Genomic DNA, 7,620 nt, shown 5'->3' on the forward strand with positions numbered 1-7,620 from the left:
TCCAGCCCGCTTTTTCGCTTAAGGCGAAAGTTGGGGAGTTAGATATTAATAAACTCACCAAGTAAATTCAACTTTATGTAACATTGATCAAACTCCTTTTTCCTTGTTTCTAGATGATTATTAATTATCCCGCTAATCTAGATTGTTCTTGGAAAACCTATGTTGTCCTAACGTGAGAGATAAAGCAAAATTCTTAATTGGTTATTGCACATTTGCAACAGAACTGACTCGACCACTTCCGAGGAACTCGGAAAAGCGGGAGGGAGGACAAAATAGCAGGCCTGCTTGTGCAGACAAGCCAGCGGATGGATGTGGGATGAAGCATTATTTTGTCTTGATTTTTTCTTTCTTTTTCATCAAGAAAAAAGGAAAATAGAAACTTTGGAAAATACCTAATAAGTATAAGTAAAGCCTCAAAAAAATACTACTCATCATATTAAATATTGCCGTAAAATATCAGTCTTAACCACTTCCTGATTTTCAGGAAACGATTTTCCCTATTCAGGAAGCCCAAAAAATATTCAGTAAGCATCTTTACCAAATCATGAAGCAGAATAAAAACTCAGGAGGTAGTAATATTCTGCAGGAAGTATAAATAATGTTCAGGAAAGAATATTATTTGGTTTTGAATAATAATCAGCATCCTGACACTCATTTCAAGCCTTAAAATCATCATGCTTTTCGATTAACTATTATATTTTTAGGATGTATTTTAAAATTAATCTGCTACATTTATTCATCAAGTTCATCAGCAACCAAAACCTATAATTATTTTATTTTTTGGTTGAAATGGACATTATAGTAGATATAGTGAAAATAGAATTGTCACTATATTTAGTTTGGGGTAGTTACAAGTTTTTTTGCTGTTGGATTTTTGGAAACGATACAGAAAGAGAGTCCACTAATATTGAGAAATGAAAAATTAATTATACAATTATGAAAGTAATATCATTTATTAACATGAAAGGTGGGGTTGGTAAAACAACTTCAACAGTAGAAATAGGAGCATTACTTGCAAAAGAACATTACAAGAAAGTACTTATTATTGATATTGATCCTCAAACAAATTCGACCCTATCTTTAATTTCATTGGAAAAATGGGAAGAATTGAAGGATAGCTCAACAATTGCTGACGTCTTAGGTATGAATAATGGTATGACTTCGAGAGAGGAAGAATACGATATTAATGATGCAATAGTCAGCAATGTTGGAGGAGTTAATAATTTAGACTTAATACCATCTCATCTAGAGTTAACATTTTTAGATTTGGATTTAGTTTCAGTACCAGCTAGAGAAAGTGTTTTGAAAAACAAGCTTGAAGGTTTAGCTACTGAATACGATTATATATTAATTGACTGTCCTCCGAATTTAACCTTAGCTCCTCAAAATGCCTTGATAATTAGCGATTTCATAATTGTGCCTGTTGTTCCTGAAATATTTCCTTCAATTGGATTACCATTATTGGTTAATCGTATAAATAAATGGAAAAGAAGCTTTAGAGAATGTAATGTTGAGTTTCTTGGAGTCGTATTTACGAAAGTTGACGGTCGCTATTCAATGCATTCACAACAAATGGATGCATTACGCAGAAAGGATGTTATTGATTGCTTCTCAACTGTTATTCCACAAAATGCAGATTTAGGAAAAGCTGCAGCAATTAACCAACCAGCAACAATGACTCATCCATACTGTAATGGTGTTGAGTCATACAGAACATTAGTTAAAGAAATTTTACGAAAAATAAACTCATAATGGAAAATAGAATATTAAACGAATTAGAGAAAATACAGAAAGAAATTTCTATTTATGAGCGTAAAGGGCTTGACTCATCATCGCTAAAAATATTCATTAAAAATTTTAAAGAGTTTATCAAGCTCAATGAAGATGTTTTTAATGAACCAAAGTCTATTCCAATTGAGGAAAAACTTTCGATTATTGAGAAATTTCTTGAAGATAAAAAGGCATTTCCAACTATTGGTTCTGTAATTGAGTTTGCAAATAATAAATTAGACTTAGGTTTTAAGGACCAAAAAGAATCACGTAAAATAACAATTTCAAGAATAATTGGGCGGATAAAATCAAAACCGGAATTAAAAGACAAGCTAAAAAAAGCAGTTCTGGAAATTCGTAATGAAAAGGTGCATACAACTAAATCCTCAAAAAGTAAGAAAGAAGTAATTAGTGCTGAGATTTTTAGTAAATGGGCAGATATCATAAAAAATATTTAATTATGGATTCTCAGATTCTTTTAAATGCTAAACGCGATATCCCAGAATATTTTAATGATTTTAAAAAGTTTTGGGATTCAACAACTGAATTTTATACAGATGAAGATTTAATAGGTTGTTATTTATCTACTCTAATATTTAAGAACTTGAAAATTTCACTTAATCATATCGGGTTAAATGGAAATGATGAAATTTTAAATGAATTGCATGAAGATATTAACTCCTCATTTTTTCACTCATATTTTGGTAACTATCGTTCAGCATACATGCACTTAAGAAGTGTAATTGAATTATCATTGCAACTCATATATTTTCTTCAGCATGAAGTTGAATATAAGCAATGGAAAGATGCTGATTTTGTAATTAAACATGATGCTCTAACAAAATACCTAAAGAAACATCCAGTTTTAAAAAATCAAAAGTGTGAAAATATAATTAATGAAATTACTGGTTATTGGATAACTTTTTCCAAACACATCCATGCTGAAGCACCGGTATTTTTTCAAACTCAAAGAGAATCATCAGACACAAAAGAAATAACTAGAGAAGATTTTGGGAAATGGAAATCGAATCATCTAAAAACGACTTATCTCATAAATAAATTGTTTATATACTTTTTCAGAGATCAGGTAAATAGTTTTCCTACTCAAAGTAGAGATTTACTAATGAAAAGGATGAAAGAATCGGATATGGAAGCAATGGATGAAATGTAATAAAGCACATGTTGATAATAATAAATATACATAATGGTAGGTGATTTGATAAATTTGAACATAATAGCATTGATTATCCAATGTGGCGGTTTGATATTGAGGTGCTTTGAAACCCCGCAGTATGCATATTCATGACATTAGAGGTTAATATTATGAAGCAATTAATTTTAATTAAAATACTTATCCTTATTTACTCAACAGGGTTTTCTCAAAATCTGAGCGAATTTCTTAATATTAGTGAAGATTTTAAAAATCATTTGGATTGGTCAAAGATTGAATTAAGTCTAACAGATGCAGAAATACAGCTTTTAAAAAATAAAACTCAATATTATAAGCTTGGCTCTTTTACCGAGGCTAAAAGTGACAGTGAACATCATTTCTGCGATCTTAATAAAGATGGACTAATTGATTTAGCTCTAGTTTATTTCAATGGTGTGGATTACGGTCTTTCAATATATCTTAACAATGGAGATAGTTTGATAATTAAAGAACGAATAAACGGCAGGTTAAGCAGTATTAAAAGTCTTGGAGATATAACTCAATTTAGTATCGTTACCTACTTAGAATCAATTAGTCCACTACCTACTAAGTATAGCACTTTGTTATTTATCCCGTTTTTTGGCGACTACAAAATGGTAAATAGTGAAGTAATAAGGTATCATACCAACTTTAAATTTCCGAAGCAGCAAGTTGCTAATTATACAATTAGAATTTTGAATCCAAAATATAGATTAAGGTCTTCCCCTGCCATTCAAGAAGATAACGTAATAGCTGAGTTGGAGAAAGGTAGGATAGCTACAGTTTTTGCAGAATCAGAAGATGAAACTGGTCGCACCTGGATTTTTGTTTCCGTTGACACGCCTTCAATAGAAGATGGTTATTTTCATACAGATGACAGAAATAGTAAAAGACCGAGTGAATGGAGAAGCTTAATGCATCTTGGTTGGATTAGTAAACGATATGTTGAAATAGTAAATATTCATTAAAATTGCATATAGTTTACTATTACTTCTTGAGCAAGCAGTGCTAGAAAAAATAGCAGGAATATTTCTTTGCAATCTTATTTTTTGAAAGTAGAAGAAAAGGGTAGAGGCACTCTTCTCAACCATTACCCCATTAATTATCCAAACTATATATATTTTACAAAATAACAAACTTCTGAAATTTCTAATTTCTGCTGATACCAATAAATTCAATGGTTTTTTGAAAAAGAAAACAATAGCGTATAGAGGAAAAGAGGAGAGCTCTAAACGGTAATTACTAGTAAGCTTTTTTTAAAAAGGATTCTAGATTAAATATTGATTAAGACCACTTTCTTTACTAAAAAATTATTCGTCAATGATGCTTATGATTTCAAAACAATAAACATTATGCAAACTAGAACCCAACAAATACTTTTTATTATAAGGTCTTTCTAGAAATTGTATTTTTGAAAGATCTAATTGGTTTTGATAATTATCATCGATCGGAGGATACTTTTCAGAAGTAAATTGGGCATATTCAATTTTGTGCGTATGACGGTTCAAAGCCGTTATTACTCCAGCTAAACCCTCCTTCCCATTTTGTTCAAAAAATATATAGTCATCTGTAAGGGTGATGTCTGAAACTATTTTCACATCATCAGATATCCAATAAACTTCTCCGGTGGTTTTACTAATGCAGTATACATTCATAGGAGTACGGACGAAGATACTATCATCTTCAAAGATCATCTGCATTGTGAAATCAGAATTTTCTCGACCTTTCAGCCAAGTAGATTCGATTTGACGTGTATTGAGGTTTACCACATTTAATCCAAAAGATTCAGCCCAGAGATAAAGCTTATCGCCTTGCCTATTAAGCTCACCATTTAAGGAAGATTCTCCTTCAGTAATAATTGGCAGTTTCCATAACGTCTCTCCTGTGTTTTTATCTAATTGATAAAAAGTACTGCGAGTAGTCAAATTGATTAAATCTTCCTTGTATTCTTGAAAAGTATATACTGTCTCTGGAAATTCACTCTGCCAGACCTCATTCTTGGTAAAAGGATTGAATGCAAAAAGCTTGTTTTTATCCTCCAAATAGTAAATTACAGAGTCTTTTAAGAAATATGGATAATCTCCATCACTAATAAAACCAAATTTTTTATACTTTCTTTTGGTAAGAAAATTTTTACCAGTGTAAATATTTTTAATAACTAACTTATCCATCAGATCATATACTAACAGACTATCTGGCAACCTCGATTTAATAACTTGCTGATTTGAAGTAGCTGAAAAAAATAATTGCTTGGACGATTTTAAATCCACTACAAAATCCATATTAAAATGATGGATAAGTAGGTCATTTTTAATCAATGGGTATTTTGAAAAATAATGTGAAAAATCATTTTTTTCGTAGGGATATTCCCATTTTGGTTTCAATATCTCATCCAAACTTTTATCTGCATAAATATTCGTGATCTCTTGTGACGTCCCCTGAAAATACAGAAATAAGAATAAAGCAATTGTAGTTGTATATTTCATTTCTTTTTTTCTAAAACTTATCATCAGCTATATATTCCAAATGCATGAAGTCCTTTTTGGTCTCCCAGCTGCCACCCCAGCCAATATTTTCTTCTCCAGTATATAAAAATTCATTTACAAACTCAGTACTCATTAGCATGAAACCATTTTTGGCTAGATTAATTGAACCATTATCAGATAATAAATTAATTATTTCTGAATAATTGTTACTACCAAATATAGCTTTATACTCTTTCTTTCTAGTTTCAATGAATGAGCCAATTGAATCAGATGCTTCAGCTGTAATTACGTTACTGGGTTGGATTATATCAACATTAGTTATCCATTGTGTATAATCATCACTTTCTGGTCTTGCGCAAGCTTCTTTTAAGCTAGATATTGCTTCCTCAAAATCAAACAAATTACTCAAACGATCAAGTGTTGTAATCATTTCAGAATTATATTCCTTAATATGTTTTTCGAGTAAAAAAGCTTTTTGATACCCATCTAAATATATATTCTGTATCTTATTAATATTTTCTGTTGTTGTAATCGACTTTACTGCATCCAATAAAACATCTGCTTGAGCTGGCAACTCAGCAAACAATTGCTTCTCAATTTCGGCAATTTCTTCTGCTGTTTTGTCATCAAAAAAATGAAATTCATTACGAAGGTTTAGATTAAGGTTTACTAATTGATCAAAGGATGTAGAAGCTGACCTGAATTTGGTTAATACCTCTAATAGTAAAGTGTCGAAACCTTCATCTTTTAAGATATTATCGTTTAAATTTTTAAAACCGTACTTGATTGTATCTAGATCTAATTCAGTATAACCAAACTCAATTAGTTTATCGTGCGTATCTTTTAGAGCATTAGGATTCGATGAATTCTGATAGAATTTAAAGTTAGTAAGTAATTGAAGTAAGTAGAGCTTTTCTTTTGATAAATAGGGATTTCGCAGCCAATTAACATCCAAAGCCATTCCATAAGCATGATTGCTGATATGTTCATTGGAACCCCGTTGAAAACGAATACTAAATCCACCCATCGGGTAATTTGAATTATTACGGTACGCTTTTAATTTTTCATCTAAAACCTCTAAATATTCCCAGTAATGGTCATGAACCGTAACCTCATTTCCTAAGAAATCGCGTTTTTTCACATTATCCCCCAAATAATCTAAAGCATTGGTGAAGTTTCTAACAATTTCTTCATCAGTTTGATTTTTTGAAATTTCATTATAAAGAAAAGGTGCCAACTGTATGTAATACTCGAACTTATCCATATCGCTTACTGGTGCGACATCTTCAATATTTGTAGCTACATCGTAATTATCAAGAAAGGCATCAACATGAGGATTCACACTACCTTGGGTTTCAGCCTGAAACTTATCAGTAAATTCCTCATCTATACTTGCAATGAACTTAATCTTAAAAGGGGATTCATCTGATCGTATAAACACTTTTTCTTCATCTTCCAAATCCTGATTTACTTGACCATCCCACAAGAATATTTGATTTTCTCTAATTTCAATGCTATCGCTATTTAAATAAACAAGAGTCCCATCATTTTTATAAATTTCTAATTTGGCATATTGTAATGGATATTGTTCTGTAGTTTTAATTGAGTAATTTATTTTCAATTTGTCATCATCAATTCCAGCGGCAAATTGATCATCAGTAATTGGTTCGATGGTAACCAATTCGGGCTTTTCTTCGTCCTCCACCAAATGAACACATATCATTTCCACCAATTCATCCCATTCTTGGTCTGACAATCCATCAGCATAAGGTGGTTGAGTCCCCGTTAATTTATTTGCAAATTCTTCCATTTTTGATCTGCTTAAATCATCTTCCTGAATCAATTCAATTAATGATTCAGGGTCTTCTATATATTCATTTATTTTAATTAAAATCGCATCCAACTCATCAACATCTTCAGGTAAACAATCAGGAAAATCAGACATCCTTTTTATTATTGAGTTATCCAAAGGTCCCTTTTCGTAATTCTCTATCCACAAGTTAATTTCTTCTTTATAATACTGCAAAACTTCGGTTATTAATTCTTGTTGAACATTTAGGCTGTCTTGAACAATTCCATTACCTGAACCACCTCCAGAATCAAACGGCCCACTCACTTCCCCATCATCACCCACGACCCAAATATTTCCTACATCATCCTCTATCACAATATCTC

At 31.3% G+C, this 7,620-nt stretch carries 7 protein-coding genes; 5 read left to right on the forward strand and 2 right to left on the reverse strand.

What is annotated here, in order from left to right:
- The first annotated feature begins 148 nt into the window (after nucleotides 1-148).
- The 5 genes from AAC601_RS04405 (at nucleotide 149) to AAC601_RS04425 (ending at nucleotide 3,927) form a co-directional block, all read left to right on the forward strand.
- Nucleotides 149-376 carry a hypothetical protein gene (locus tag AAC601_RS04405; protein ID WP_340152573.1) on the forward strand — a complete coding sequence of 76 codons (228 nt, stop codon included), beginning with the start codon at nucleotides 149-151 and terminating at the stop codon, nucleotides 374-376.
- 560 nt (nucleotides 377-936) lie between these two features.
- On the forward strand, nucleotides 937-1,752 hold the full coding sequence (locus tag AAC601_RS04410) for a ParA family protein (RefSeq protein WP_340152574.1): 816 nt from the start codon (nucleotides 937-939) through the stop codon (nucleotides 1,750-1,752).
- A complete protein-coding gene (locus tag AAC601_RS04415) occupies nucleotides 1,752-2,228 on the forward strand; it encodes a hypothetical protein (protein ID WP_340152575.1) in 477 nt (158 codons plus the stop codon). Before AAC601_RS04410 ends, AAC601_RS04415 begins: the two co-directional genes overlap by 1 nt.
- Before the next feature lie 2 nt (nucleotides 2,229-2,230).
- Nucleotides 2,231-2,941: a hypothetical protein gene (locus AAC601_RS04420; RefSeq protein ID WP_340152576.1), complete on the forward strand. Its 711-nt coding sequence runs from the start codon at nucleotides 2,231-2,233 to the stop codon at nucleotides 2,939-2,941.
- Nucleotides 2,942-3,093: 152 nt separating this feature from the next.
- Nucleotides 3,094-3,927, forward strand: a complete 834-nt coding sequence (locus tag AAC601_RS04425) for a hypothetical protein (protein WP_340152577.1) — start codon at nucleotides 3,094-3,096, stop codon at nucleotides 3,925-3,927.
- Between the two features lie 342 nt (nucleotides 3,928-4,269).
- On the opposite strand, the gene AAC601_RS04430 is transcribed toward AAC601_RS04425, so the two are convergent.
- Together AAC601_RS04430 and AAC601_RS04435 are read right to left on the reverse strand one after the other, a co-directional pair.
- The gene (locus tag AAC601_RS04430) at nucleotides 4,270-5,445 is read right to left on the reverse strand and encodes a PQQ-binding-like beta-propeller repeat protein (protein WP_340152578.1); all 1,176 of its coding nucleotides are present in this window, start codon (nucleotides 5,443-5,445) and stop codon (nucleotides 4,270-4,272) included.
- 10 nt (nucleotides 5,446-5,455) lie between these two features.
- Nucleotides 5,456-7,620: hypothetical protein (locus tag AAC601_RS04435; protein ID WP_340152579.1), on the reverse strand; the 2,165-nt coding region annotated here is incomplete at its 5' end.

It is taken from the genome of uncultured Marivirga sp. (assembly GCF_963974845.1).
Taxonomy (GTDB): domain Bacteria; phylum Bacteroidota; class Bacteroidia; order Cytophagales; family Cyclobacteriaceae; genus Marivirga; species Marivirga harenae.

What these genes read in the sequence shown, in the direction of transcription:
- AAC601_RS04420 (WP_340152576.1), top strand. Translation starts at nt 2,231, where the DNA reads ATGGATTCTCAGATTCTTTTAAATGCTAAACGCGATATCCCAGAATAT.
- AAC601_RS04415 (WP_340152575.1), top strand. Translation starts at nt 1,752, where the DNA reads ATGGAAAATAGAATATTAAACGAATTAGAGAAAATACAGAAAGAAATT.
- AAC601_RS04425 (WP_340152577.1), top strand. Translation starts at nt 3,094, where the DNA reads ATGAAGCAATTAATTTTAATTAAAATACTTATCCTTATTTACTCAACA.
- AAC601_RS04430 (WP_340152578.1), bottom strand. Translation starts at nt 5,445, where the DNA reads ATGAAATATACAACTACAATTGCTTTATTCTTATTTCTGTATTTTCAG.
- AAC601_RS04410 (WP_340152574.1), top strand. Translation starts at nt 937, where the DNA reads ATGAAAGTAATATCATTTATTAACATGAAAGGTGGGGTTGGTAAAACA.